Below are 26,716 nucleotides of genomic sequence, written 5' to 3' on the forward strand. Positions count from 1 at the left end.
CCGACCCGGTTTCACAAGAAGCCGGGGTTTCAGAAGGACAAGGATGATGAGAACGAAACAACCCATACAGCGCACAATGCTTGGGGCTGTACTACTGGGAACTATGACATTGGCACCGGCTGAGGCGTATGAGTTTACCCCGAATGATATGTTGGCAACTTCCCAACTGGTTCATGATTATTGGGTAGACAACGGTTTTTATGACAGCCAATACACCCCGGATACTAACTGGATTTACGGTGCGTACCACATTGGTGAATTCGAATACGCCAAACAGACCGGTAACGGAAAGGCGTGGGATAACACCCTGAGTTGGGCCCGGGCTTTCTCTTATGAGCCCCATAGTAGCTGCACCACTACCCACGCTGACCACCAGGCCGCCGGGCAGGTCTTTTTTGAGTTGGCTCCGATGGTCAATGAACCGGCCGGTACCCTGGACTGTCTGAAAGAGAGCGTGATGGGTGTGGTTAACTCCACGTATACCCGCTATTGGTCATGGGCAGATGCGCTCTATATGGCGCCGGCAGTGTGGCCATTGATGGCGGATACGCTGGCTAGCCAGGACGAGAAAAACGCCGTCTACGAGTCACTCTATACCCAGTTCAAAACCGCCTATGACAGCTTGTGGAATGAGGATTACGATCTTTGGGCGCGTGACAGCCGTTATGTCTATCCTAACAATCCAAGCCCGGATGGCAGCCCAATGTTTTGGTCCCGCGGGAACGGTTGGGTGTTTGGCGGTATTGCCAGGCTTTTGGATCGCCTGCCAGAAGATGCGCCGCATTACCAGGCATACCGCACCAACTTTGTGAAAATGGCGGCAGCACTGAAAAACAGCCAGCAAGCTGACGGGTTCTGGGGGGCGGATATTCTGGAACCGCACCATATCAACGCTCCGGAATCCAGTGGCACCACCTTCTTCGTTTATGGCATGGCAATTGGTGTCCGCTTGGGCATCCTCGACAGCGATACTTACATGCCGGTCATTAAGAAAGGTTGGCTGGCGCTGGCAAATACCGCACTGCAGGACTCGGGCCGTTTGGGCTGGGCTCAGGGCGTTGCCCATGAATCGTATATGTCTTATGCGCGGGCAAGTTCCAGCCAGCCATATACTACCGGCTCTTATCTGGCAGCATCTGCGGAGATCTATCACCTACTGGCAGATACCAATGTCGCACTCAACAAACCGGTAACCTGTTCAAAGGAACCTCAGCCGACCATTGCACCTTGTGAGCAGGCGGTGGATGGCAGTGATGCAGGCCATAAACGTTGGTCAGCGGATCAGATCCCCGCGTGGATTGAAATAGACCTTGGTGAACTGACCCGGCTTTCAGCGTTCCGTGGCAGCTTCTTTTATGACCGTGATTACCAGTACACAGTTGACGTGAAGGTTGATGCAAACAGCCAGTACGAGACAGTCATCAACCAGCTCGACAACACCGAGGGTAGGGCCAGCCTGATTGCTTTCCCGAATGACACCATCGGCCGTTATGTACGGGTGAAAGTCGATGGGGCAGCAACCTACAACGGTTCCTGGGTAAGTATTCGTGAACTGGAAGTCTTTGGTAAGCCTTCCTCGCTGGAAAGCATCGCGCTAAACAAAGCAGTCACCTGTAGCGATGAGCCGCAGGCGCAATACCATTGTGGTAAGGCAGTTGATGGCAAAACCGGCTCCGGCGACCGTTGGTCAGCGATGACTTTCCCTCAATCTATCGAAGTAGATCTGGGTTCACTTCATACGTTAAACGGCTATGCGCTGAGTGCTCTGTATGACCGTAAATACAATTTCCGGGTTGAGGTAAAAGCGACTGAAAATGCTGCATACCAAACCATCGCGGAAAAAACCGGCGCGGACGGCACCGGGAAATTCCAGACGTTGACCCCGGTTATTGCGCAGTATGCGCGCCTGACGGTAACTGGTATTGCGGACAACTCTTCCAACTGGGTGAGTATCCGTGAGTGGGATATCTATGGCCGCGAATACTCCCCGACACTGATTCAGCCGGCAGCTTTCCGTTGCAGTGCTGAGCCTCAGGAGCAATACGGTTGCGAAAACCTGTTTGATGGCAGTACGGCTGGCGGGGATCGCTGGTCTGCTGAAGGTTTAGGTTATGTGGTGGTTGATTTTGGTTCTACACGGGATCTTCGCGCTTACACGCTTCACACCTACCAGGACCGCAACTATGCCTACAAACTTGAAGCGCTGAATGCCAATGGCCAGTACGAGCTGGTGGATGAGCGTACCATTCACACCACAGAACCGGGTGTCCGCCAGATCCTGCCGGTATCGGTGTCTACCTCGAAAATTCGGCTGTCGACAACAGACATTCCTGATGACGTGTTCCAGTGGACAGGTCTGACTGAACTGTCTTTGTACGAGTAATTATCTTGGTCCCCGTAGGTATGTCCTACGGGGACTAAAGTCATTAGCTATGAGGAATGGTGGATGCTTATAACAAGAAATCACTTGTTGCATGTTGTTACCTGTTTCACTTTGTTCATGCTATCGCACTTTCCGTTTTTGGTGTATGCCACTGAAGTTGCAGTAAAGGCGGTATCCGTCAGTTCTGATGACGGAAACGTAGCAAGCAACATGCTGGACGACAAACTAAATACTCGTTGGTCAGCATATGGTGTGGGGGAGTGGGCTGAATTTGTTCTTCCTTCTTCTATCCCAGTAAACCGAATCGATATTGCTTGGTTTCGAGGGGACCTAAGAGTCACAACATTTGATATCGAAGTGTGGACTGGATCGCGCTGGAAAGTTGCTGGTTACCAATATAAAACAAGCGGTAACAGTCTTTCTCTGGAGGGCCATACCTTTGATACGGTGACTACCGAAAAAATTCGTATTGTAGGAAAGGGGAACAGTGAGAATGACTATATAAGTATTACAGAAATAAAATTGTTCAATGATCCTCAGCAGTCTGATAGTGATTCTGTTAGATTGGGCGTGGCAAAGAATATCGCTGATTTAACTAATCAAACCATTGGGCCTGTTGAGTCCGTTACCCAATATTTGCAACCCACCTCTTCTGGTGGACACTTTGATGTGAATACAGGTAAGTGGACAGACATTGACTACCAATCAATGCCAAGAGCAACTTTTCCGGGGCTGGAACATATTTCCAGACTGAAAGAAATCTCAGTTTGTTATATGTCTGTATCGTGTTCAGAGTACCAAAGTGAATCATTATTGACAGTATTAAGCGCCGGATTGAATCACTTTGCTGAAGCTGGTTATGATCACCCCAATTGGTGGTTTGACTGGATCGGTATACCTCATAATGTTGGAGAATTGCTAAATTATATCTATATCAATGAAATTCCGGTAGATATCGCCAGTTATCAAAAGCTTGTCGATGCCAGCTATTTAACTATCAGAAGTCATTGGGCCTACGGTGCTGGAGCAAACTCCATTGATATTGCCTATTCCAATATTTTAAGTGGAATTGTTAGAAAAACTGATTCATTTAATTACTACGTATTAAAAGCGTTGGAGGAAATAGGAAAGCCGAATATCGGAATTAATTCAGATCAAAGCTTCTTTGCTCATGGGCCGATGTTGAATACCAATGCCTATGGCACAGTGTTAGTCAGCCAAACATTGAAAATTGAGGCCTTAACTCGCGGTTATTTTTCTTTTCCTGATTCATCTGCATCGGTATTAACCAAATTCATAGACGAGGGGATATATCCAACGTTTCGTGGACGTTACCACGATTACCTAACCGGGGGGCGTGGTGGTGTTTCCCGTCAAGGCAACCTTGGCAGGGGATTTTCCACATCAACTTTAGCTTCTATTAATCCTGAAAGACGGGATTATTTTGAGCAGATTGATAAAGTGACTTCTGGTGTATATCGTTCTCAAGATATGCCTTTTGAGCACACTAAAGGATACTGGCAAGGTGACTATTTACTTCGTAACACACCGGCTTTTCAATATTCATCTTTAACGCACTCTGCTAGGACTCTTTCAATTGAACAGGGTAATGGTGAAAACCTCCTTGGGGCACTGATGTCTGAAGGTTCCCATTCTGTCCGTGTTCGCGGAGATGAATATTTTGACATATTTCCTTTGTGGGATTGGCTGAAAATACCCGGTGTTACAGGGCGTGAAGGTATTGGCTTGTATAGCCGAGCAGAGAGGGGAACACCATTTTCCGGTGTCATGAGTGCTGAAAGCAATGGAATTATGGTGCATACCCAAGATCGATATGGTCTGCAGTTGGAAAAAGGCCATTTTGTTTTCTCTGATGCAATTATAGTTTTGGGTTCAACGCTTTCAGCAACTGAAGACGGAAAAGTCACTACTTCGTTAGAACAAAGCTGGAACCGAGGCGATACAAAAATAAAACAACCAAACAATGGGTTGTTCGCCTTTGGGTCAAATGAACAGACTTTTGTTGGGACCGACTTGTCTTTTATTCACCATAACGGCATTGGTTACTATCCACTTGATGACTCCGAATATCATGTGGCGGTAGAGAATCGCACCGGAAAATGGACGCGTGTAAACAGTACGCAGAGTGACGCTGACTTGTCAGGAAGCGTGTTCTCTTTATGGATAGATCATGGAACCCGCCCTGACAGTGAGATCTTTGCATATGCCATTGTTCCGGGGATTTCTACTGAACAAGCTGAAGCCTTCTCGGTGGTGTCTCGTTTTGTTACGCACAATACAGAGAGTTTGCAAGGTGCTTACGATCGTCGAGACGATGTTTTGCAAGTGATTTTCCGTGATGGAGGACAACTGGAGGTAGAGAATATATCCATCTCCTCAAATGTTCCGGGAATGGCTGTTATTACGGGGGCCTCTTCACCTGAGCCCAAAGTTTATTTTGCTGATCCTGCTAGGAATTTCAGTGAAGCAGTCCTTTCTGTAACGAACCAGTATGGTTCAGCGAATACCTCGCTATCTGCTCCGGACTACGGAGTCACGAATGTTGTCTCTCATAATTTGGCGTTGGGTGAAAACACTTATATCCGTGCCACTGATGACGCGATGGTTAGATATGGTAATTATGGCAATACCAACTATGGCTTTGATACCAATTTATCGGTGAAAGAAGATAGCTCGGGATATAAGAGACACATACTGTTGAAATTTCCTATCTCTTCCATCAATGACGCGTATATGGAAAGTGCTGAGCTAAAACTGCATGTTTTGGGATTGGGAAATTCGGTCCCATTGTCTTTGCACGAGGTAGAAGACACACTCTGGAGAGAGGAGACTGTAACGGCAAATAGTATCCCGGATGTAGGAAAATATATTGGATCGACGATTTATGATTCTGTGCAGCAATCTTATCATTGGGATCTCAGTCAGTTTATCCGAGAAGCAAAGCAAAGCGGAAAGACCTTCATCAATTTATTAGTGAAGGGTGAGGACTACGGACAGCAAAATTGGGTGACTTTCTCCAGTGATGAAGCGTCCTCAAGGCAGCCTCAGATCGTGGTGACAGAGGGTAACTTGTCAGCAGAGGTATGGGCTACTGAAGATGCGTATGTTCGAGGCGGGAACTTCCGGAATGAATCATTTGGAGAAGAGGGGAGCCTGGTTGTTAAAAATGATCCCAATTCAGAAGCCTACAGCCGAGAAACCTTTATTAAGTTCCCATTACACCACCTCAACATCACGTCTATTACTCAAGCTAAACTGGTGTTGAATGTTACTTCTGCTGGAAGGAGCAGTATCCCATCTGAGGTAAGTATGGTCGGGAGTCATTGGTACGAAGAAAACATTACTTATCTTACCCGGCCGACAGAAGTGTCATGGTCAGTTCCAGAGACTTTGTATGTTGGTAGGGTGGAGATTGACGTAACTGATGCAGTGAATCAGGCGCTATCAAGTAATGAAGATTTTATTTCGCTACGAATTCAGGGAAATCAACAAAGTATTGATGCTTGGGCATCCATACTCAGTAAAGAAGCTGAAAGTGATGATTCATCTCCAAAACTGTTGATTGAACATTAAGGCTTTCAGTACATTGTAATACGTTCAAGGTGCCGGTTACCCGGTACCTTTCTTTTCTTATAGTTATCCCACTTTTTCCAACCTGATTCAGTTCATAAAAAATTGCTGTTAATCCGCTTTTTTGCAGGATTTTTCGCGATCAAAAGCCTTCCAGTTAACACATAAGAATTTTGCCAATTCGGGCTTTGGGAATGGGGTGATAACGTTGTCAGCAGTTCTCTATGCAACTGTTTGGTAAGGCGATTTCCATGCTCATCTCAGACCCTTGGTTCTATGTTATGGCTGTGCCCGCGGTGCTGATTTATGGCATTGGAAAAGGCGGGCTGGGCGGAGCGTTGGGGATTGTTGCCGTTCCTCTTATGGCACTGATTATTTCGCCGACCCAGGCGGCTGCGGTTTTGCTGCCGATTCTGGTTGTGATGGATATCTTCGCCGTAAAGCAGCATTACCGGAATGCGGACTACTTTCACGTCAAACGAATGCTGCCCGGCGGTCTGCTGGGGATATTCCTTGCCGGGATGTTTTTAAGTGTGACGCCGGAAAGTGGCCTTAAGCTGCTGATAGGCGGTTTGTCCCTGGCATTTTGCCTTCAGTATTTGCTGAATGGCGGACATGCCAAAGCGCGTCCGGGGTGGTTAAGCGCAGGGTTTTGGAGCACATTGAGCGGTTTTTCCAGCACCGCGATCCATGCAGGTGGTGGGCCCGCGTCTATATACCTTCTTCCCCTCAAACTGGAAAAAGTCACCCTGATTGCCACCATGGCAGTGCTGTTCGGGATCTACAACCTGGTCAAACTTATCCCTTATGCGATGCTGGGGGAGTTTGATGCCACCAACCTGATGACGGCACTGGTACTTATACCGCTGGCACCGGTGGGGGTAAAAATGGGGGTTTGGCTCTTACACCGGGTAAGTCAGGATCTGGTTTACAAGCTGTGTTACCTGTTCCTGTTTATTTCCGGGGCAAAGCTGCTCTATGACGGGATGACGGTTTTATAGCGGGACTCTACGTTTATTAGCTTGTGGTAACGTTTACAATTTATGAAAGTAATTTTTGGGTATGAGTGATTTTCTGGAAAAAATCGTCATGGTTGTAACGCTGTTTAAAAACCTCTTCCTTATGAAATTGACTGTATGGAATATGTTCAGCTCAATAGATATACGGGGCTTAAAAATCCGGCCACTACAGAATATATTCACCTCGTGAATCTGTTTATTCTTTAAACTGTTTATTGGCTTTTTACTTGTCACAATGATGCAAAAACCACCGAATTGGTGAATTTTGATCCAGTCCATATTTCCTGAAAAATTCAGGAAAACGTTTACATTTCTCATGTTGCGATCACGTTTTCATTCAACCTGACTCATATACACTCGCCTCAACGGTTAATTGATGACCGCCTCTTACCTCTATAAAAAGCAATAACAAAGGATGGAATCCATGAAGAAGAAAACACTGCTTGGTTCACTGATTGCGGGTCTGATGATGTCAGCAGGTGCCGCCCATGCAGACACTACCCTGGGCTTTACCATCTATAAATATGATGACAACTTCATGTCTGTTGTTCGCCAGGCTATCGAAAAGCAGGCGGATACCAATGAAGACGTGCGCTTGCTGATGAACGACTCCCAGAACAGCCAGTCTATGCAGAACGACCAGATTGATATCATGCTGGCTCGCGGTGTTGATGCACTGGCAATCAACCTGGTTGACCCTGCTGCTGCACCAACGGTTATCAGCAAGGCCAAGTATGAAGACATCCCAATTGTGTTCTTCAACAAGGAACCAACCAAAGAAGCACTGGCAAGCTATGACAAGGCTTACTACGTAGGTACTGATTCCAAGGAATCCGGTGTGATCCAGGGTGAACTGATCGCCAAGCACTGGAAAGTGAACCCACAGTGGGACCTGAACAAAGACGGCAAGCTCCAGTATGTGATGCTGAAGGGCGAACCAGGCCACCCAGATGCTGAAGCTCGCACCATGTTCTCTGTAAAAACCCTGAATGAGAAAGGCATCCCGACTGAAGAACTGCACATGGATACCGGTATGTGGGATACCGCCATGGCGAAAGACAAGGTAGACGCGTGGATCTCTGGCCCTAACGCCACCAAGATCGAAGTCGTTATTGCCAACAACGATGCAATGGCAATGGGTGCAATTGAAGCGCTGAAAGCGGCCGGCCGTACATCTATCCCTGTTTACGGCGTAGATGCACTGGCAGAAGCACTGGCACTGGTTAAGGCTGGTGAGCTGCAAGGTACCGTTTTGAACGATGCAGACAACCAGGCAAAAGCGACTTTCGAAATGGCGACCAACCTGGCTGACGGCAAGGCAGCTGAAGAAGGTACCCAGTGGAAGATGGTTAACAAGATCGTACGTGTTCCTTACGTAGGTATCGACAAGGAAAGCCTTAACTAAGGCGAACTGACTCTCCGTTGTACCGGAAGGGCCCTGCTGTTTGGCGGGGCTGCTTCCACCCTGCCTGAGATACGTTGGAAACACTGCTATGACTACACAACAAAGCCCATCGTATTTGCTCGAAATGCTGGGGATTAGCAAATCCTTCCCCGGTGTTAAGGCACTGGACAAGGTGAACCTGAAAGTCCGACCTCACTCAGTACATGCACTGATGGGAGAGAACGGCGCAGGTAAGTCCACCTTGCTCAAATGCCTGTTCGGTATTTACGAAAAAGACGAAGGCGACATTCTTTTCCTCGGCCAGCCGGTGAACTACCAAAGTTCCAAAGAGGCGCTGGAAGCCGGGGTTTCCATGGTTCACCAAGAGCTGAACCAGGTTTTACAAAGCACGGTGATGGACAATATCTGGCTGGGCCGTTACCCGCTCAAGCACGGGTTTGTTGACCACCAGAAGATGTACGACGAAACCAAACAGGTTTTCGATGAGCTCGACATCAATGTCGACCCGAAAATGAAGATGGCAAACTTGTCTGTCTCCCAGCGGCAGATGGTTGAAATTGCCAAGGCATTCTCCTACGACGCCAAAATCGTCATCATGGATGAGCCAACGTCCTCCCTGACCGAAAAAGAGGTCAACCACCTTTTCACCATCATTAAGAAACTCAAGGACAAAGGCTGCGGCATTGTTTACATCTCCCACAAAATGGAAGAGATCTTTGCCATCTGTGATGAAATCACCATTCTGCGCGATGGCCAGTGGGTGGATACCCGCCCGCTGGAAGGGCTGGATATGGATGCCATTATCGCCATGATGGTAGGCCGTGAACTGACCCAACGTTTCCCGCCAAAAACCAATGAGCCGGGTGAAACCATCCTGGAGGTGAAAAACCTCACCGCCCTGAACCAGCCTTCTATCCAGGACATCAACTTTGCGCTGCGCAAGGGTGAGATTCTGGGGATTGCCGGTCTGGTAGGGGCCAAGCGTACCGATATCGTTGAAACCATCTTTGGTATCCGGGCACAGTCTGAAGGTGAAATCCACCTTCACGGCAAGAAGCTGAAAATCGACAACGCCCACGATGCGATTAAACAAGGTTTTGCACTGGTAACTGAAGAGCGCCGGGCAACCGGTATCTACGCCAACCTGGACATCACCTTTAACTCGCTGGTTGCCAACATTGAATCTTATAAAGAGAAATTTGGCCTGCTCAGCAACAACAAGATGAGTGGCGACACCCAGTGGGTAATTGACTCCATGCGGGTAAAAACCCCTTCCCATAAAACCCATATCGGTTCCCTCTCCGGCGGTAACCAGCAAAAGGTGGTTATTGGCCGCTGGCTGCTGACCGAGCCGGAAATCCTGATGCTTGATGAACCGACCCGCGGTATCGACGTGGGCGCGAAATTCGAGATCTACCAGTTGATTGTGGAACTGGCGAAAAAGGGCAAGGGCATCATCATCATCTCATCTGAAATGCCGGAACTGCTGGGCATCACAGACCGGATCCTGGTGATGAGTAACGGCCGGGTGGCCGGCATTGTTGATACCGCTACGACCAGCCAGACAGAAATCCTCGGCCTGGCCTCCCGCTATCTTTAAGGGTTTTTAAGATGGAACTATTAAAAAGAATGAGCATGATCCGCTTCCTCAAAGAGGGCGGTATTTATCTGGTGCTGTTTGTCCTGCTGGCAATCATCATCATCCAGGAACCTTCATTCCTGAGCCTTCGTAACCTCAGTAACATCCTGACCCAGTCTTCTGTGCGTGTTATCGTGGCACTGGGTGTGGCGGGGCTTATCGTCACACAGGGTACGGACCTTTCGGTAGGCCGCCAGGTCGGTCTTGCCGCAGTACTGTCCGCCACCTTGCTGCAGGCTGCGGATAACGTAAACAAGGTTTTCCCATCACTGGGTGAGATCCCAATTGTTGGCGTTATCATCGCTGTGTGTGCGGTTGGTGCGCTGATTGGCCTTATCAACGGTATTATCGTGGCATACCTGCGCGTAACCCCGTTTATCGCTACCCTGGGTACCATGATTATCGTGTACGGTGTGAACTCCCTGTATTACGACTCTGTGGGTGCCTCCCCGGTTGCGGGCTTTGATGAGCGTTTCACCACGTTTGCACAGGGCTTTATCCGCCTGGGTGACTTCCGTCTTTCTTACATTACTTTCTATGCAATCCTTGCCATCATTTTCGTCTGGATCCTGTGGAACAAGACGGTATTCGGCAAGAACATCTTTGCTATCGGTGGTAACCCGGAAGCGGCTAAGGTATCGGGCGTAAACGTTCCGCTGACCCTGCTGAAAATCTATGCCCTGTCCGGCGTGTTCTATGCCTTCGGCGGTATGCTGGAAGCGGGCCGCATCGGTTCAGCAACCAACAACCTCGGCTTTATGTACGAACTTGACGCCATTGCGGCGTGTGTGGTCGGCGGGGTCTCCTTCGCCGGTGGTGTGGGCAGCGTGGCCGGGGTAGTGACCGGTGTGCTTATCTTCACCGTTATCAACTACGGTATGACCTACATCGGTGTAAACCCATACTGGCAGTACATTATCAAGGGCAGCATCATCGTCTTCGCGGTGGCGCTGGACTCCATGAAATACGCCAACAAAAAATAACAAACCTGCTTTTCCAGCCGGGCCTAAGTGCCCGGCTTTTTTCGCTTCCAGCTGTTTGAGGGTGTGTATATGAAAGTACAGTTCTCGTTTAAAGCCAAAATCATTGCCTTGCTGGTCTTCGTTGCGGTCACCACTATTTTTACGTCCTTCTACATTAGCCGCTACCTGATGACCGGGTTTATCACCGACCGTGAAATTGCCACCATAGACGGTCAGCTTGATGTTCTCAGTAATGCCCTTAGCTCAGACCTTAAAGCCAGCATGACGCTGGCGGATATGATTGATACCGGTACCATGCAACTTGATGTGGCAGAGAAGACAGGCGGTTTCAGTGCGGTCTACAAGATTATTCAGGGCATGGTGTTTTCATCCTCCGGCACCGTCAGTGACAAAGCTGAGTCAGACCGGGTGCTGGCTTACCTCGATGGGGCCAATAAAGCGGTCAGCCTCCATGAGCTGATACCCGGTGGCACAGAGGCCCCAAAACTGGTTTTCAGCCGTCAGTCTTCTGCCATGCGGGGAGATGTGTTTGTTCTTGACCTCGGGGCATACCAGAACAAACTCCGTGATGCGCAGATTCCGGGCGTCTACCTTGAACTGCTGGATGACAGCGGTGCGGTACTGTTTGCAGACAGGCCGGAAGGGGACTTCACTTCACTCAGCAATACCGTACATGTCAGCGGTAAAGACTGGACGCTGAATGCCTATATCGACAACGGCTATATTGCCTCCCACTCCAACAAACTCTCCGGCACCTTAACCGTTGCGCTGGCACTGGCCGGGCTGGTGATTGTAGGAATGAGCGTGGTGCTTGCGCTGGTGGCGTACCGCCCGGTCATGCTGCTCAGAAGCGCGATGGAAGCACTGGCATCCGGCGACAAAGACCTCACCAAACGCCTTGATGTCACCAGCAAAGATGATCTCGGTAAGACCGCCGAGTCGGTAAACCTGTTTGTCTCCCAGTTGCAGGCAATGCTTAAGGAGATTTCATGTGTCGGCCACCAGGCTGCCAGTACCTCCCGCGAGATGTCGGCCACTACCCAGGCCAGCCTTTCCATGATCAACCGCCACGCCGGGGAAACCGCTCAGGTCGTGGAGATGGTGAAGGAGATAGACTCTGCCGCTAACTCAGTATCTGCATCCATGCAGCAGGCGTCCAACCTGACAGAAGATGTACAGATGCAAACTGAAGCCTGTAAGCAGCAGGTAGAGGAATCATCAGCCAGCGCGACGGAGTTGCTGGAACAGGCGGTATCGGTGGAGGAGTCTATCCAGTCGCTGTGCGATGAGATGAAAAACATCCACGGCATTATCGAGCTTATCAGCAAGATTGCCGACCAGACCAACCTGCTGGCACTCAATGCTGCCATTGAAGCCGCAAGGGCCGGGGATCAGGGCCGGGGATTTGCGGTGGTCGCGGAGGAAGTAAGAAAACTGGCCCAGGAGACCCAGCAAAGTACCCAGGAAATTGATGCTACCGTAGTGAAGCTTTCACGAGGTGCAGAAGATGTAGTGAACATAATGAGCGGCACCCGCGCAAAGTGCGAGAAAGCCGCAACGCTTTCAGAAGGCAGTCTGGAGTCACTGGTGGCGCTGTCTGAACTGGTCAACAACATCGTTTCAATCAACCACAGCGTGGCAGCCGCTGCCGAGCAGCAAACCACCTCCATCAACGGCATGACCCAGAACATGGATGCGATGCAGGATGTGGTGGAAAACGTCAAAGCCAATGCCAGCACCACCCAGGGCAATATCCGCCAGCTACAGCAAATCAACGAATCACTCGACCGGCTTATCAGCGATTTTAAGCTGGGCTAACCCAACAGCGCCGGAGCAATCCGGCGCTTGCTGTTTGGGTTATGTATATACCAACGCCACTCTTTTTATCTATAACGGTAAATCAGAGTAGTTCGAGGATATTCGTCATAGATGTTTGTTGTCACACCAAGTTTTCTGATGCGTAGCTCGATGCCAGTTTTCTAATCAGTTGCATAACTGGATTGTCTTCAAGGTGAGGCGGGTAGTACAGCGTGAGATCGCAAAGCACATGGTTTACTACTTTATCGACCGATACTTCTTTCAGAATGTCCGCATCCAGATAAGGCTTCGCCACTTCCGTTGGCAGTATTGCCCAGCCATCAAGTGTCAGCAGTTCAATCAAGACGTCCGTGTTGCTTATGATGTGGCGGTCTGGCGAAACACAAAAAAGATCTGGCCGCCAATTAAACTGGTTTTCAGTGACGTATTGTTTCTGAGCCTGTAGATCCGTAAAAGTGTGGATTGCTCTGGCGGGAAAGTTGCTGTTTTTACCCGAGTATATCGAAAGGCGTTCTGAGCCCAACGCCAGATAGTTTACTGGTTCAGACTTCAGCGTGTTCAGGTTACGTTGGGTGATAGCAAGGCAGCTGCTGCCTTGGGCAAGCAGTTTTAGTGACTCATCGGTATTACGGTGAAGCCAATTCATACGCACATGCGGATAGTGTGCATTAACCTCCCGATTAACCAGAGAAATCATGCCCAGCGGGATCAGGGTGTCGTGATAGACCGTCAATTCTGAAATATGGCTGTTGTGGATCCCAAGTAATGCGCTGTCCAATTGGCCCGCATTTACCAGAGTGATTTTGGCTCGCTCATAAATCAAGGTAGCAGCGTCTGTAGGGACGAGCCTCTTTCCTTCAACTGAAAACAGCGAGATGTCATAGATGTCTTCCAAGACACTGACATGTTCGCGCACCGTGGTGCGATCCTTCATCAAAACCCGTGCGGCACCACTGAAACTCTTTTGCTCGTAAGCGGCGCAGAATGACTGCAAATTGATCAGCGATAACATATCAGACCTAACAACATATGATGGGGATTCCCCATCATATGTGATTTATATGTGGGGTTTCAAATTTCATATGATGGGTGCCGTCGATATTATTAACGTATAGGTAGCCGTGATGAAAAGATTCCCTAAAAGCCTGATTGTGCTTTCAACTTTTTCACTTTCATTCAATGTGTTGGCAGATAATGCTGGCGGGATTAATCCGGATGATTTACAGGACGTGACGAAAATCAATCCACAAGCCGCTGTGTTTCTGACATCGGATGCAGATGTTCGCGTTTCAGGCATGTTCTCTGGGCAGTGGAGCCCAACAACGCAGTTTGCCGGCTTTGTGGAAGGCGTAGTGGGCAATGCGGATAAAGAAAATAAGCTGGGAGTCGACTACCTGGGCGGACGTGGCCAGTACTTTCAGGTGCATCAGTTTGAAAATGACGTGGTCCCGCGCGCAGGTTTCTCATTAGATTTGGTTCATCAAAAAAACACGGGTCTGGATGATACTTTGCTGCTGTCGGCCGGAGCAGTTGCAAAAATTGATGATCGTTTCACACCGGGGTTTCAGCTGTTTCCCAATATTGCCTACACCGTAGGAGATGTGTTTGGTGAGAGCGCAGATGGTTATTTGGCCAATCTTTTTATGACCACTCCACTCGGAGATAACGGGGCATTTGTGTTGGCATGGCCTGAATATTTCAATGTTTCAGGTGATGTAGTTGAACTTGAGTCCAAATCTTTGAATGTTGTTTTACATGCACCGATGAAAACCAATTATTCTCAATGGCTTGTGTCAAAGTTCGAATACAACAAATCGGATATTACCCTGCCAAACGGTGCTTCGTTGGACAAGCCCGCCGAATTAAAGGCTGAGATCGGCATCAAGTGGTATTTCTGAGCAGGTGGTGGTGAAAATGAAAGGTCTTAATATGAAAAAAACAACCATTTTGATGGGAATGTCGTTACTTTACTCGACAGCAAGCTTCGCGGGTGAACAACAAACCTGGCAAGACCTTGGCATTATGCAGGGGATCCCTGTCGCTGCTGAAAAGCAAGTCACGGCGCAAAACTGGGTGGCGTATCCCTTTAACCGCTGGAGCTTTCAGAATGTTTCCAAGATATTGCCAACGGCAGAACTAATTTCAGAAGGGGCAACCGAGCTGCCACGCGGTGTAGCAAAGGACGTAACAACGCTTCCAATTACGCTCTCTGATGGTTCAGAGTCAACGGTTGCTGCTTTGCTTAACAGCCACAACACCGATTCGTTTATGGTGTTGCAAGATGGGAAAATAGTACAGGAGCAGTACTGGAACGGGATGACACCGGAGAGTACCCATTGGATTGCGTCGCTTTCGAAATCATTCACAGGGCTTGCCGCCGAAATGTTAATCGAACAAGGCAAGATTGAGCGTGATAAACCTGTTGAATTCTACGTGGAGGCACTGAAAGGAACTGGCATTGGTAGTGCGACGATTCAGCAGGTTCTGGATATGACTGCGGGTACTGCGTGGGATGAGAGCCCTGATGCCCTGAGAGATGAAACTTCGTTTGCGCGTCAATACGGTAACGCGGCCGGGACATGGCCGATGGGACAGAAATCAAACGGTGTGTACGGCATTTTGCCTAAGATTGAGCAAGAAAGGCCGCACGGTGCGACATTTATGTATAACGCACCTCTGACGGATGTGATGGGCTGGGTGCTAAGCAGTGTTACAAACCAACGTTTGGAAGATACGCTTTCCGACTTGTTTTGGCGAGATCTGGGTGCGCAGGATCGTGCGTTTATGATGGTGGATACCAACACCTTCGCTTGGGCGACAGGTGGAATCAATATCTCTACCCGAGATGCCGCTAAATTTGGTCAGCTAATGGCTAATCAGGGTACATTTAACGGCAAGCAAATTTTCAGTGAAGACGTGTTTAACCAAATTACCACAGGGGAAGCCGGGAAATTTGCTGACTCCAAGTACGGAAAACGTATTCCGGGTGGTGCGTATTCCAGTTACTTCTGGCTGCTGAATGATGACGACGGTGCCTTCATGGGTAAAGGGATGTACTCTCAGTATGTGTATGTGAATCCGACTGAAAATATTGTGATTGTCCGCTTTGCATCACCTCAGCTCCCTTCTCAGGCTGCCTATGACATCGATATGATCAGTGCGTTTAAGGCCATAAGTGAACACCTTGCCAAATAGGTGAAGAGATAAAAACAGTCTGATGCGACTCATCAGACTGTTTTCAAGTGATTTGTGGTATGTGCTTCCCTCCTCCATCAACGGCATGACCCAGAACATGGATGCGATGCAGGATGTAGTGGAAAACGTCAAAGTCAATGCCAGCACCACCCAGGGCAATATCCGTCAGCTACAGCAAATCAACGAATCACTCGACCGGCTGATCAGCGACTTAATAGTGACTTAATAGGACACACACCTTACAAAGTTACAGAGTCATAAATGACAATATGTATAGCCCCAATGCTGCCCCCTTTAAAACAACCTGATGGAATTGTTGCAAATCTTTGCCTTGCCCGTAGGTTTCAGCAAATTTCAGGCACACGGCAATCGCCAAATATGGCAGTTATAGAGTTAAGGTGATTTCAGGTGGTTATGCTGCGAGTCTTCGACCGCGAATACGTTTTCGATTAAGGGATGGAAGCGCTTCGGAAATAGCCAATGGTGAGCCAACGAGCTGACTGTCCTGCCGCTCTAGTGTCGCTGTCACTTCGAGCCATTCCTCTGCATCCAGACCTACTCGTACCAAAAGGCCGGGGAGTGCTAAAGACACCGAGGCTTTGTCATCCCGCCATTGACGGCTTGTCCAGTCCACAAGCTCAAGGTAGTCAAGTAACTTGAAAGGAATACCGTCTTTCAGTTGATTCCCCGGATTTCCAATAAATGGATGCAGGCAGGATGGCTGTTGCTGATTTTCCTTAAGAGCCTGAATACGCTGTTTGACTGAGGTGTGCGGTGATGTTTCGGGTGTTTTGGCAACGCCTGCTCTGACTGGGTTTAAATCCACATATGTCATGGCAGCCGCTAACGCCTTTTCATCAAGAAGCGCCTGGCTTTTAAATCGTCCTTCCCAAAAGTGGCCGGTACATTTGTCCTCTTGATTGGCTTGTTTAGCGATATCACCGTTAAGGGATTTCATAAACTCGCTGAGGCTGTAGAGCCGTTTCCGCCAGCTCTCGACCGTCTCATCAACCAGCATCATCTGTGCTTCACCCAGGGCCTCACCACTTAGGAAACGCTCAACCATCACAGGAAGAGTTTTATGGCAAGCGCGCCAACGTTCAATGACTTCTTCCCGGCTCCAACTCAAAGCTTTGGTTTTATCTACATGACAAACCAGATGGTAATGATTACTCATCACCGCATAGGCACAGATATTGATGGCGAAAGCAGTGGAAAGCTGGTGAATTCTGTTTTCTATCCATGCTTTCCGGTGTTCATAACTTTTGCCCGTATATTCATCCGTTCCGCACAGAAAAGCTCGTCGGACACAACGAGAAACGCAGTGATAGTAAGGTGTGGCTTCAAGACTAATCTGATATTTACGGGCAACGGTCATGGTAGCATGCATTCATGAAAGCAATGCCTTCACCCTAACGCATTAATTTAAGGCAACAAAGGTGTCTTCGAAATTGTCCGAGCTATAGCAATAGAGTGTGAAATTGATTGAGCAGTCAATTTCTTAGGGTGTGTGTCCCATTAGTTCTCTATCCCATTAGTTCTTACCATTAGTTCTTACGTTACTCAAAACGCAAATCGCTTTTCTGAAATTGGTGCAGTTTAGACTAGATTTGTGAAACACGATGCAAGATAAGAGTGTGAAGTTTCACTCGTGTGTTACATCAAAAGGACAAGTGACTCCAAATGGACAGAATTACACGACGGATATCTCAATATGGATTTCTTTTTTGAATTGGAATAGGCCTTAACATAGAAAATATAAGTATAAATTAATTCTGAGATTTATATGGAGATAATGAAATGAAAAACACTATACCAGTGCTGATATGTTGGTTTTTGACTTTTGGTACTAACGCTGTTGAGAATGGAAACCAGGTAAATCATTCAGACCATCAATACATGATTCAAGTAATAAGCGGTTCTAATTGCACCGGGCAACTGGTAAGCGGTAAATATATCTTAACAGCTGGCCATTGCTCGGATAATTACGGAACTGATAATAGCAATACGTCTGGTGAGAATAGAGCAATTACCGGATATAATAACCAAATTTCTGTGGTTCGGAATCAGTATATCTTTGATGATACGCAAGCTAATTCCCCATTAGACTTTGCGATTTGGGAACTACCGGTACCTTTAAAAGTAAACAGCACGGCTCTTATTGCCGATTCAACGCTAACCACCACTGCTACAACAGTGAAGATAAATGGATTTGGTAGCGGAATATTGACGCAAGCAATAACTGAAACTGACTGGTTTGATCCAAATATGGATGGATTAATTCGAGTTCTGGACATAGGGCAAGGCACAACACAAGCTGGAGATAGTGGTTCAGGGTATTGGGGGGAGGATGGTTTGCTCTATGCAATTCACCGTGCTTCAAATGGTGCCGGGGTCATGAATGGTTCAAGCCTCTCCTATTTACAAGGTTTCATTCAACAGCACATCAACAACTGGAATTATCCCACTGACATCGAACTAAATGGTACATTCGATGTTCAAGTGCAGAGCCTTTTTGCAAATTCAGTCATAGATCAATCCTTTGTTTCTGGTGATGTTACAATTGATGTTGCAGGAAGTTCTTGCATTTCTTCGAATTATATTAGTCCTTTTGAAATCTGTACATATCGAATAAGAAGCTCCGGAAAATATGGAAAGCTACATCTTGACCAAAATAATTTTATTGAATTCAACTCAGATGAAGATTCAATTCCTCCAGGTGGCGACGGGAATGTGGGACAAATTCCTTCAGGTGGTTCTGGTGGTGGTTCAATAGGGTTCGGACTACTTGCGACTTTGTTGGCTATCGCATTACGCAAGTATAACTATTGAGTGGGGTAGTCAATATGAAATCCGTACGCCTCCATTTAGCTAAGACAACTACTTCAGCGGGGTTGGATGAATTAAGCTGTTTAGGGGAGAAAGTCATAACCTATCTAAAATTACCTTACACTGAGATATCGATGTTACGGAATAAATTTCTTAGAACAGGTTTAAATGAATGTGACAATTAACATGTTAAATATTTTCTAATTTATTATTAGATAGAATTGGCATCACTAGAAACACCAGTATACTTCATGGGTATAAGTGCTGTAAGTAGATAGTGTAAGTATCTACCCACAAAAAAGCCGACATTCTTCCCGCCGGCTTTTCCCTTATTAAGCAATCAGTATTACCCAGCCTGCTGTACCACCATTTTGGGTGAAGATGCCACGCTTAATATCACGCCCAGTACCACACCCAGCATGGCTGCAAAGATGACCTGGAAGGTTTCCGGCAGTAAGAACGTCACCGTATGTGCCGGGATCCAGAAGAAGGGGATGGTCTTTTTAAATACAAATCCGTACTGCTTCTGCCAGTCAATTTGGGAGAATTTGGCCGCCATATCTATTGGGGTGACCAGTGCACGCATTTGACCTCCACAATCTGCGATATGCATATCGGTGATTTTATGCATGGTCATAAACATCGGGGCGAAAATCAGGTTCAGGCCGAGGCTGATAGCAAAAGCGTCCAGTATCGCGTTGGCAGGCAAGCCCAGTGTTTTCACTACGATTGGCATACCGGTGGCAAAGACAACAAACCCGGCTTTGATAACAGCACCAAGCAGGAACCAGACCGCCATTTTTGGCAGTACGCCGAAACCATCAATGTTCCAGTTTCCTGAAGATACACGTTTGCCCAGCACCTCGCCGAAGGTGGCGAGCAGGGCGAATTTCAGGCCGGACATAATGTAAGCGTGTTCGGTGGTAAGGCTGGCAAATAGTGTGCCCAACCCCGGTGTGAGGTAAACAGCGGCAATAAACACGGTAATGATGCTGAGAATCAGCCAGTCATCCTTTTTCATTGATTATTCCTTGGGAAGGTAGCGGAGGTGTAGGTAAGTAAAACGGGCAGAATTTGCTGCCCAATACGCAGAGGATGCCGAGCAGGCAAGCACCTGCGGCAAACATTGGAACGTATTCGATGCCAAGCCTTGCGGTGACATAGGAGTTGGCAAAGCCGGCGAGCATATTCCCGGCACCGGAGAAGGCCATAAACAGAGTCAGTGCCAGGGTATTTCCGCGGCCTTTGCTCAGGGTAGATGCCTGTATCTGGGAGCCTGTCATCATAAAAGGCCAGGTCCAGCGGTTTACGGCAATCATCAGCATGACGACCGGAATAAGTGCGTTACCCATGTTCAGGGCGCAGTACGAAAAAACGATAAAGACGAGGAACTTAATGGTCGAGGCGCCTATTAAAACGCTGTCAGCGCCAAACCGGGTGGTAAGGGTGCCGATAAAGGGATAGAAACCCAAAGCGACAAGACCGGCAATACTGATGACCATGCTTGATTGAACCGGGGGCAGCAGGAATACCTCTTCCATCAGTACCGGGAATGGCAGGAACAGGATTTGTGCAGAGAAACAAAGCAATGCCCACCCCAGAACCATCAGGCCGAATGGTGAGAGGAGCAGTGCTTTTGTCTGACCTGCAACCCGCCCCTGGCTCTGGCTTGTGCTGTCGTCACCGGCTTGGTATTCCGGCAGGATGCGCAGGCAGAAAATGCTGGTAACCAGTAAACCTACCCCGCCAAGGGAAACACCCCGGATGGGATCTGCCATCAGTCCGGCGAGTGCAAAACCGATGACTTCACCGATGATAAAGGCTGCAATCAGCATGCTTGTCCGGCTGTGCCATTGGTTTTCCTGAAAGCGTTTCACAATCAGCAGGTTCAGGATGGAATAGACACTGGCGTAGATCAGCCCCTGCAGGAACAGGTTCAGGAACAACAGGGCAAGGTGGGTGCAGTACGGAACGGTAAAAGCCAAAAGGGCATTGAGCAGGAAAAGCTTGGCTACGTTGTACTGTGGCCCATCCGTGAGGCGGATAAACTTCGACAGGAACGGGCTCATCAACGGCCCGGCTGTCCAGGCTGCCATGATCACCCCGATAAGGGCATTCCCGTTGGGATAGGTGTCAGCTATATGTTGCGGAATCAGCATGATGTTAAACGCTACGTTGAGTGCACCTAACACCACCATCAACAGGTACCAGGGTTCGATACTGTTTTTTACGTCGGTAAAGTTTTGCATAGTCAAATAAGGGGCAGGCTTGCGCCCGCCTCTCTCCGTCAGTTGACCATGATATCGCTGCCACCGATAACGGTGCCCACGATGCGGATATCCTTCAGGCGTTCACGAATCTCTTCTGTGGCTTCTTCTTCCAGAACGGTAAAGTCCGCCCACTTTCCAATTTCGATCGTGCCGCGCACATCGTCCTGGTGCGCCAGCCATGCGTGGTTGTAAGTAATTACTCGCATCGCTTCGTCGACTGTCAGGCACTGGTCTTCACCGTATACCACACCGGTCAGCGAGCGGCGGTTTACCGCACACCATGCTGAGAACAATGGGGACACTTCTGTCACCATGTCATCGGAGTGCACGCCATGCTTCAGGCCGTGATTGGTGGCGCTGCGACAGGCATCCATCCGGCGGACACCGTGCGGGCCGACGGTGAACTTGCAGTGCACATCACCCCAGAAGTAGATGTGGTTGGTGAACAGGTTCGGTGTTACACCCAGTTTCGCCATACGGTAAAACTGGTTCTCTGTTGCCAGCTGGCAGTGTTCCAGAGAGTGGCGGAAACCTAGGTCCGGGTTGTTGGCGCGTACCGACTCAATGGCTTCCAGTGCCGCTTCTGTTGCGCCGTTACCGTTGGTATGGATGGAACAGGACATGCCGTGGCTTTCACCAATGGCGATTTGTTCAGCAAGAGCCTGTGCATTCATCAGCAGGTGGCCGTTTGGCTTGCCCGGTGTGACATACGGCTGGTCGGGCAGCAGGTGTGCGGTAAAGCCCTGGATGGAGCCGTCTGCCAGCATTTTGTAGTTGCCGACGCTCAGGCGTGGGTTGTGTTCATTGCGCAGGGTTTCGATTGCTTCCCAACCGGTCTTGCCTTTGTATTCCCAACGGTCAACGGTAGAGAACCACGGTTCCATGTTCACTCTGGTGTGCAGGCGGCCCTGTTCCGCGCCCTGGATCCACGCTTCAGCCGCAACGTTACCTGGGGTAAGTGGGAAGTTGGTGCCTTTGTCTGTGATGGAGGTACAGCCGTTGATACGGGCAACCTTGGTCGCGATTTCACCGGCACCCAGCATGCCTTCCAGTGAGAAATCCATCTTGGATGCGCCTTTGGCAAACGCTGGCTGCATCATTGCAGGCTCTGCGATAGTACCGCTCAGGCGGCCGTCTTCGTAACGGAACAGGTTCGGGTCTTCCGGAAGGTCGTCATAGCCGCAAAGCACCAGAGCGCGGGAGTTCACGTTAATAACGTGTCCCGATGCGTGACCGAGGCAAATCGGGAAGTCGGTAGTGACGTTATCCAGCACATCGCGTGTCACGTCAGCGTTGTTCAGCAGCAGTGGGTCAAAGCCCCAGCAGTTCAGCCATTGGGTTTCGGAAGATTCGAGGCGCTCGCGATCCTGTTCAACCAGTTCCTTGAGGCGTGCAATCAATGCATCAACTGACTGGATACCCGGTAATACGGAGCCATCGGCAGCCTTTCGGTTTACATAGCCCACGTAGTAAGAGTCACGCAGGTAAGCGCCCATGATGTGCGGGTGCATGTGGTGCTCGGAAAAGCCGGGGTACAGGTAGTTTTCGCGGAACTGGTCATTGATCTCGATGGTGCAATGACGGGTTTCCAGTGCTTTCACAACGGTGTCTGTATCGCCGACTGCCACAATGTTGCCGTTTTGGGTTGCTACACACTCTGCAAATGGAGTGTCCGGGTTCATGGTGATGACTTTCTTGGCAATGAAGACAGTTACAGGGGCAGCCATGTCAATCATTCGAAACGCGATATTGTTCATTTTCATGTTCTTTATTCCTTCACGAATCACGCTTTTGAGGGTTCAGGGGTTTCAGGTTTTTTAGTCGGGGTTTTGGTCGTCCAGCCTTGGGTTGGAATGCCCATGAAGCCCGGAATGTGGAGTGCGACGAAGAGCACCAGTGACCAGAACGCCCATTGGGCAGACTCAATTCGGGTGGCTTTGTAGATGGTGAGTGCTTTTTCAACATCCTCGGCAGATGCGCCGATTTTCTGGAGTTTTTCGGTCATGGCGTTGTTAGCCATAAAGCCGTGGACCGGGGTCTGTGCGACATATTCCTTCACGACAGTGGAAACGTTGCTGTTTTCAATCTGGCTCTTGAAGATAGCGGTGGAACTGAACAGCAAGACGGCACCGATAATGGCAACACCGGCAGCCTGCCACACGTTGCGGGTAGAGCACTGGATGCCGCCGGATTGTGCTGCATCACGAGGGTTGAGGGCAGACGCAACAATCATTGCTGACTGGGACGCATAGCCACCCTGGCCGGCACCCAGCAGCGCAAGGCCGAGGTACATCTGTACAGCTTCAAAACCATCAGGTTGCAGGGAGTTCAGCATCAGAACGGTACCCGCGATAACCATGCCGGTTGAAACAAGAACAACCATGCGGGGGGACAGGTGGCTGGCTTTCTTTGGAATGCCCAGTGACAGCACAATCATAGGGATAGCCATCACTGACATCGAAAGGCCGGTCTCTATGCCGCCTTTACCGGCAACAACCATGATCCAAGAGAGTGTGACGAAGAAAGCGGCACCGAAAACGGCGAAGATAAGGCCGGTAACGTAAAGGCCATTGCGAACCTGGCGGGTGCGGATAAAAGACTGCGGAATCAGTGCGGCACCGTGTTTTGCTTCAATGCCTTTTTCTACAATCATAGTGGCAGCCATGATGACTACACCGAGGATAGCCAGTGGCAGGGCCGGTGACATGCCAAATACCGTCATTGGCGCTTCCATTGGCTCAACCAGGCCCCAGACACTGATCTTTGAACAGCCAATAATGAAAGCCAGCAGGCCGAGCGACGCCAGCGCGGTACCGACGTAGTCAACTCGCATCTGGGCAGGTTTGATATCCGGGATGATTTTCCACGCAGCAATAAATACCGCGATAAACCAGACAGACATGGTCGAGAACGCAGCCTGATAACCGGACAAATCCATGATAAGACCCGCACCGATAGGCATGATTACGGCCGCAAAACCGGTTGCCGCGCCAACACCGCCGAATGCGACTGCGCGTTCCTTCCCTTCATAAAGAGAGACAATGATACCGAGGACCGAAGGGATCATCAGGGCAGCACCGAAACCGGTCAGGGAACGGGCACCCCAAATCAGGATATCCATGTTAGGGGAGATTACAGCCAGTGCCTCACCAGCTGCACACAATGCCGCACCCGCCATAAAGACGCGCTTGAAGCCTTTTGCAATACCCAGCATACCGCCGAATACCATTAATGCACCGGCCAACAGGCTGTACACGATATTCGCGAGCTGCACCTGGTCCATAGAGGCACCGAGCTTGGTAATAAATTCATTGGTGGACATCGAGAGCACAGAGTTGTCGCCTGAGGTACCTACCTGGGCGATACAGACAACAATGAGCGGAAGCCACATCATTGCATTTTTGTTTTGGGAGCTTTCCATAACGCCATTCCTATACAGTGACGAAGATGAATAAACAGTGGATTGAGAGCTGGGCGGGGCAGCCGGAGCACCGAGGCTGACGCCCGTCCCTGGTGCCCAATAAACCGCAATGGCGAAGGGAAGTCCTAAGGGTTTGGTATTGGCGGAAAAATATTTTTCAGAGAGGGATTTCAAACCCTAATGGAAACCTCATGAAAATATATTCCCTTAATTATCAAGGTGTTTTGGTTTTCCTGAATGCGTGGTTTAGCTTTTTGTGCAGAAGCTTTGATATTGGCTGGAGAGGCAAATTGGAGGGTATGAAACGTGATTTAACAGCTTGTGCTTAAACACAACCGGCGGTTGAGGGACGATGCAGATGCGGGGAAAGCATCAGTGTTGAAGGAGAAGGAAAAGTAATCGGAATATAAAAAAAGGAAGGGCGACTGCAGTGCCACAGCCGCCACTAAAGAGGATTATACCCAAGCCACCTCAAGATGCAGTTTTCAGCGAGAGTTGATTGGCTGTCAGTCAAGGCGCTGTTTTGACGATCTAGTGGCTCTAAATCAAAAAACAGCAACGCAGAATGAGAGCCAATCAAACTTGCCCTTCGGGAGGGTTTCAGTGCGTCCACTTCTGTGTCAAATACCTTTGAAAGGGAACAGCCATTCCTTCAGGTATTTTCCTTGAATTGAACGCACTGAAATCACTCTGAATGACGCACCTTGAGGTGGTTTGGGTATAAAGTGATTAACTTTTTGGAGCGATGTTCAGCATTTCACTGATATCCGTTTTGAACAGCAGGTTTTCAACGGCGATTAACGTGCCCTGATCCGGCTTCATGGAATAGGCCTTGGCATAGGATTGCCCGGCTTTGAAATTGTGGCCTTTGCTTTCGTGGATTTTTCCGGCAATCACATTACTGAGCCAGGATTCCCGGGTATCCGTTGCTTGGTTTAGATGAAACTGGGCGATACTCAGATCGTTGATGTTGAAATGGAATATTGCCTTGGCTTCATGAAGCACCGGCGGCGGTATATCCGATTTGACCTCAGTCAGGTGGTTGTTTTTGGCAATCAGGTCTTCGAGGCTGAACCGATGGTCACCCATATCCCGCAGCAGTTTGATAGCTATCAATTGCTCTGCTACCGCAATTTCCAGACCCGGATGTTGTTGCAGTACCTGACTGTAGAGTGCGACCGATTTTGAAAGGGATTCAGGATCAGACTGGTTCAGAGCATAGTGTGCCTGATGCATCCAGGCTGTTTCTGAATAGGAGGATGGGTAACGATCTCTGGCGATGGCAAGTGCCTCTGGTGTCGGTTGCTCATTCATCGCCGGCAGGATATCCCGGATAATCAGCTCTTGGGTATCAACAAGATTCTCGTTGGAAAGCGGGTAAATCTTCCTGAAAAATTCCTCATTTTTTATATTGTTGTGCATCACGACTTCCACCTGCGTGACATCGCCGTCTTTGAGAATTTTGCCTTTGACGATGGTTCCTGTACTGGTGAGCAGTTCGCTTTTCGGGTTAAACACCAGCGTGGAGTGCAGGTCACTTGCCGTGTTGATGCGGTAATTCAGAAAATCACTCAGCCCGAAAGCCATAAAATCCAAGCTTGGCACAGATTCAAATACCAAAAATGACACGCGCTCAGGGTAAAGCACCTGTGCAACCGCTGAAGGCTCTGTTTTTTGCGTGTGGAAATGGTTAACCGTAACTGCGGTTATGATTAATAAGGCCAGGGCGGTGAAAATGCCGACCGCCTTTCTGGCAAAGGTACTGCCCGCAGGAAGTGGAGGCTGGCGGTTTTCAACCTGTTGGTCTGGCAATCCCTTGTTTTCCTGGGTTTCTACCGACGCTTCAGGATTTACGGCAAGGCAATAACCTCGTTTTGAAATGGTTTTTACCCAATGCTTGGCATCGGGTTGTACCTTCTCAAGTGCCTTTCGCAGTTCACTGATGGTTTGGGTTACAACGTGATCGCTTACGTCCTGTCCTTGCCAGAGCGCATCGAGGATTTCGTCACGGCTTAAAACTTCGGGATATTGCTCAATAAGAAAAAGCAGCAGATCAGCGACTTTGGGATCCAGTTGCGCGGAGGAATCCCCGGTTGCGAGCGTTCGGAGCGCAGGCGAAAATTTCACATTGTTTAAACAATATTCAGCACGTTGCATTGGTTG

At 49.0% G+C, this 26,716-nt stretch carries 18 protein-coding genes; 11 read left to right on the forward strand and 7 right to left on the reverse strand.

What is annotated here, in order from left to right:
* The first annotated feature begins 43 nt into the window (after positions 1–43).
* The 7 genes from NF212_RS21110 to NF212_RS21140 all read left to right on the forward strand — a co-directional run bounded on the left by NF212_RS21110 (position 44) and on the right by NF212_RS21140 (position 12,838).
* Entirely contained in the window at positions 44–2,383 is a 2,340-nt protein-coding gene (locus tag NF212_RS21110; protein WP_434362928.1) for a glycoside hydrolase family 88 protein, read from the forward strand.
* Between the two features lie 63 nt (positions 2,384–2,446).
* Positions 2,447–5,977, forward strand: coding sequence for a CBM96 family carbohydrate-binding protein (locus NF212_RS21115; RefSeq protein ID WP_434362930.1), 3,531 nt, complete (start codon positions 2,447–2,449; stop codon positions 5,975–5,977).
* 221 nt (positions 5,978–6,198) lie between these two features.
* Entirely contained in the window at positions 6,199–6,975 is a 777-nt protein-coding gene (locus tag NF212_RS21120; RefSeq protein WP_434362932.1) for a sulfite exporter TauE/SafE family protein, read from the forward strand.
* Between the two features lie 442 nt (positions 6,976–7,417).
* Positions 7,418–8,398 (forward strand): galactose/glucose ABC transporter substrate-binding protein MglB, encoded by a 981-nt coding sequence (gene mglB / locus NF212_RS21125; RefSeq protein ID WP_434362934.1) that lies wholly within the window; start codon positions 7,418–7,420, stop codon positions 8,396–8,398.
* Positions 8,399–8,486: 88 nt separating this feature from the next.
* Positions 8,487–9,998, forward strand: a complete 1,512-nt coding sequence (mglA, locus tag NF212_RS21130) for a galactose/methyl galactoside ABC transporter ATP-binding protein MglA (RefSeq protein ID WP_434362936.1) — start codon at positions 8,487–8,489, stop codon at positions 9,996–9,998.
* Positions 9,999–10,009: 11 nt separating this feature from the next.
* Positions 10,010–11,020 carry a galactose/methyl galactoside ABC transporter permease MglC gene (gene mglC, locus NF212_RS21135; RefSeq protein ID WP_054671033.1) on the forward strand — a complete coding sequence of 337 codons (1,011 nt, stop codon included), beginning with the start codon at positions 10,010–10,012 and terminating at the stop codon, positions 11,018–11,020.
* A gap of 69 nt (positions 11,021–11,089) precedes the next feature.
* Positions 11,090–12,838, forward strand: a complete 1,749-nt coding sequence (locus NF212_RS21140; protein WP_434362937.1) for a methyl-accepting chemotaxis protein — start codon at positions 11,090–11,092, stop codon at positions 12,836–12,838.
* Positions 12,839–12,959: 121 nt separating this feature from the next.
* On the opposite strand, the gene NF212_RS21145 is transcribed toward NF212_RS21140, so the two are convergent.
* The gene (locus tag NF212_RS21145) at positions 12,960–13,850 is read right to left on the reverse strand and encodes a LysR family transcriptional regulator (RefSeq protein WP_434362939.1); all 891 of its coding nucleotides are present in this window, start codon (positions 13,848–13,850) and stop codon (positions 12,960–12,962) included.
* Positions 13,851–13,962: 112 nt separating this feature from the next.
* Between NF212_RS21145 and NF212_RS21150 the strand changes: the two genes are divergently transcribed.
* The 3 genes from NF212_RS21150 to NF212_RS21160 are packed head-to-tail and all read left to right on the forward strand — an operon-like array spanning position 13,963 to position 16,259.
* On the forward strand, positions 13,963–14,736 hold the full coding sequence (locus NF212_RS21150; protein ID WP_434362940.1) for a hypothetical protein: 774 nt from the start codon (positions 13,963–13,965) through the stop codon (positions 14,734–14,736).
* 31 nt (positions 14,737–14,767) lie between these two features.
* Entirely contained in the window at positions 14,768–16,033 is a 1,266-nt protein-coding gene (locus NF212_RS21155) for a serine hydrolase domain-containing protein (RefSeq protein WP_434362941.1), read from the forward strand.
* A gap of 22 nt (positions 16,034–16,055) precedes the next feature.
* Positions 16,056–16,259 (forward strand): hypothetical protein, encoded by a 204-nt coding sequence (locus NF212_RS21160; protein ID WP_434362942.1) that lies wholly within the window; start codon positions 16,056–16,058, stop codon positions 16,257–16,259.
* 186 nt (positions 16,260–16,445) lie between these two features.
* Here the strand turns inward: NF212_RS21160 and NF212_RS21165 are convergent, their stop codons facing one another.
* Positions 16,446–17,411 (reverse strand): transposase, encoded by a 966-nt coding sequence (locus tag NF212_RS21165; protein ID WP_434362943.1) that lies wholly within the window; start codon positions 17,409–17,411, stop codon positions 16,446–16,448.
* A gap of 422 nt (positions 17,412–17,833) precedes the next feature.
* Here NF212_RS21165 and NF212_RS21170 point away from each other — a divergent pair, with 422 nt between their 5' ends.
* Positions 17,834–18,865: a trypsin-like serine protease gene (locus tag NF212_RS21170; RefSeq protein ID WP_434362945.1), complete on the forward strand. Its 1,032-nt coding sequence runs from the start codon at positions 17,834–17,836 to the stop codon at positions 18,863–18,865.
* A gap of 343 nt (positions 18,866–19,208) precedes the next feature.
* Here NF212_RS21170 and NF212_RS21175 read toward each other — a convergent pair whose 3' ends face one another.
* From NF212_RS21175 to NF212_RS21195, 5 genes are all read right to left on the reverse strand, one after another.
* On the reverse strand, positions 19,209–19,883 hold the full coding sequence (locus tag NF212_RS21175) for a hypothetical protein (protein WP_434362947.1): 675 nt from the start codon (positions 19,881–19,883) through the stop codon (positions 19,209–19,211).
* Complete coding sequence (locus NF212_RS21180) at positions 19,870–21,111, reverse strand: MFS transporter (RefSeq protein WP_434362949.1); 1,242 nt, start codon at positions 21,109–21,111, stop codon at positions 19,870–19,872. Before NF212_RS21180 ends, NF212_RS21175 begins: the two co-directional genes overlap by 14 nt.
* A gap of 38 nt (positions 21,112–21,149) precedes the next feature.
* The gene (locus NF212_RS21185; RefSeq protein WP_434362951.1) at positions 21,150–22,895 is read right to left on the reverse strand and encodes an amidohydrolase; all 1,746 of its coding nucleotides are present in this window, start codon (positions 22,893–22,895) and stop codon (positions 21,150–21,152) included.
* Positions 22,896–22,915: 20 nt separating this feature from the next.
* Positions 22,916–24,553: an MFS transporter gene (locus tag NF212_RS21190; RefSeq protein ID WP_434360911.1), complete on the reverse strand. Its 1,638-nt coding sequence runs from the start codon at positions 24,551–24,553 to the stop codon at positions 22,916–22,918.
* A gap of 729 nt (positions 24,554–25,282) precedes the next feature.
* Positions 25,283–26,710 carry a winged helix-turn-helix domain-containing protein gene (locus NF212_RS21195; protein WP_434360912.1) on the reverse strand — a complete coding sequence of 476 codons (1,428 nt, stop codon included), beginning with the start codon at positions 26,708–26,710 and terminating at the stop codon, positions 25,283–25,285.
* Positions 26,711–26,716: the final 6 nt, after the last annotated feature.

The organism is Parasalinivibrio latis, from assembly GCF_036825535.1.
In the GTDB taxonomy this organism is placed as follows: Bacteria; Pseudomonadota; Gammaproteobacteria; order Enterobacterales; family Vibrionaceae; genus Parasalinivibrio; species Parasalinivibrio latis.